Annotated in this window: 1 protein-coding gene; it reads right to left on the bottom strand. The window is 67.6% G+C overall.

All coding sequences use genetic code 11. From position 1 onward, the window contains the following. Positions 1–2,068: DNRLRE domain-containing protein (locus AB0K02_RS33995; RefSeq protein WP_365996465.1), on the bottom strand; the 2,068-nt coding region annotated here is incomplete at both ends.

The raw sequence follows: 2,068 nt of genomic DNA, 5'->3' as shown, positions 1-2,068 counted from the left end.
TGGGCGTCTTGACCCAGCCCTGCGTGAGGCTGGTGGCGTCCCACCAGTGGCGGCCCAGGTCGGTGTTGAACGCCGGCACGTAGTCGGAGACGACCGAGGAGTGGTCACCGCCCGGTGTGGTCCACGCGGTGGTGGAGTTGGCGTTGTTCCAGGTGGCCTGGGTCTCGGTGAAGTCCCTCGTCAGCCCGTGCAGGTCGTACTGGGCCTTGGACGTGGCGACGTCGCGCGTGGTCATCGTGGACCACAGGAAGACCCGGCTCTCCAGCACCGTGGCGGTGGTGGGGATCGTGGTGGTGGGCCACTTGATCACCGAGCGCGTCTTGCCGTAGGTGGCGGAGTTGTTGCCCACCGTCAGCCAGTCCTGGCCGACCGTGCCCTGCTCGATCGTGTTCAGGTTCGTCGTCGGCTTCAGCGACGACAGCGTCGTGTCGGTGACACCGGCCCCCGCCTGGATCAGCCGCATGGTGCGGCCCGCCTTCGGGATCCCCACCACACGCGTCGGGGAACCCAGCACCTGGCCGTCGGCCGTCTTGACCGCGATCTGGTAGTAGTACGACTTGCCGATCTCCGCGCTGCTGGAGTCCGGCGTCGGGACCGCGGTCGTGTCGGTGTAGGTGGTCGCCGTCTTGGCGATCGGCGCGACCAGCGTCGCCGCGGAGGGGGTGAACACCTGCTGCGTGGAGCGGTGCAGCTGGTACTCGGCGATGTCCAGGTTCGTGTCGCCGGTGGTGTTCTTGTACGCCGCCCAGGACAGCTCCGGACCGGTGCCGTGCACCACGGTCGGCGAGTTCAGCGACGTGCCGACCTTCCCGAAGGTGACCGTCAGACGCGGAATCGTCGAGGTCTCGCCGCCGTAGTCGTAGTCCCCCGCCTGATACTGCGGACCGCCCAGCGGCGCCGTCGACGACTCGTCCACGGCCTTGATCACAAAGCCGTAGTTCGTGGCCGTGCCGTTGACCCACTTCTGGACCGTGTCCCCGACCCGGAAGTTGTGCCACTGGTTGTACTCGCCGACGTCCTTGCGGATCTGCGCCGGGTTGACCAGCCGGACCGCATCCGCGATCGTCCGCTTCGTCGCATCACCGGTGTCCCCGAGGACGATCTTGCCGGTGTTGCCCTTGGCGAAATCGATCTGCGTCGTGCCCAGCTGACGCCAACCCGTCGTACCCGTCGCCTGGTTGACCGTGAAGTTCGCCGCCGGCTCCGCCGAGGTCACCGTGTACGGGGCGGCCGTCGCACCGTCCGTCTGCACCGGGGTGTGGACCTCGACCTTGTAGTCCGCGGCCTCCGGCACCATCGGCTGCCAGGTGTACGACTCACCGGTCGCGGTGTTCTTGTTGTACGCGTAGTCACCGGCATAGCCCGCAGTGCTGACCCGCGGCCACTCGCCGACCGCCGCCGTGCCGGTGTCGCCGTCGTCCATCAGCACCGTGGTCGCCGACTGCTCACCCACGAACGTACTGGTGTTGTTCCACGTCGCACCGGCCTCGGTCCACGCACCGGTCGCCCGCCGCACCTCCACGTCCACATTCGTCGAACCCGAGGTGTGAACCTGGTCGAAATACAGCGACAGCTGCGCCGTGTCGACCTTCGACCCGGCCGGGATCTCGTCCAGCGGGAACGAGATCAGCGAACGGGCGATACCCGTGCTGCTGGTCTTGCCCGCCGACATGTCCCACGTGCTGTTGAAGTTCGTCGTCGGCGCGTCCGAACGCACCATCACGTCCTGCGACACCGACGCCGACGGCGCGATCGTGATCGTCGGGTCGATCACCACCGGATACTGACGCTCCGGCGCCGCCAGCCACTTCGCGTCCGGCGTCACCGTCAGCCGCCACTGCCTGCCGTGCCGCGACAGCTCCTGCGCCACCTTCGCGCTGTAGGAGGTGCCGTACGGAGAGCTCTTGTCCTTCTTCGCGTCCGTCATGAACGCCGGAGGAATCACCAGCACCGGATTCGCCGGATCCTCGCCGAACAGAGCGATCGAACCATCGCCCCGCTCCCGCGGCTCCAGAGCACCCGCGTCCAAAGTGAAGGTGAAACTCACCGGCTCGGCGGGCTTCTCGGC

It is taken from the genome of Streptomyces sp. NPDC049597, assembly GCF_040675505.1.
Lineage (GTDB): Bacteria > Actinomycetota > Actinomycetes > Streptomycetales > Streptomycetaceae > Streptomyces.
The sequence above is the reverse complement of the archived record's forward strand: the minus strand, read 5'-3'. Positions and strand labels throughout refer to the sequence as shown.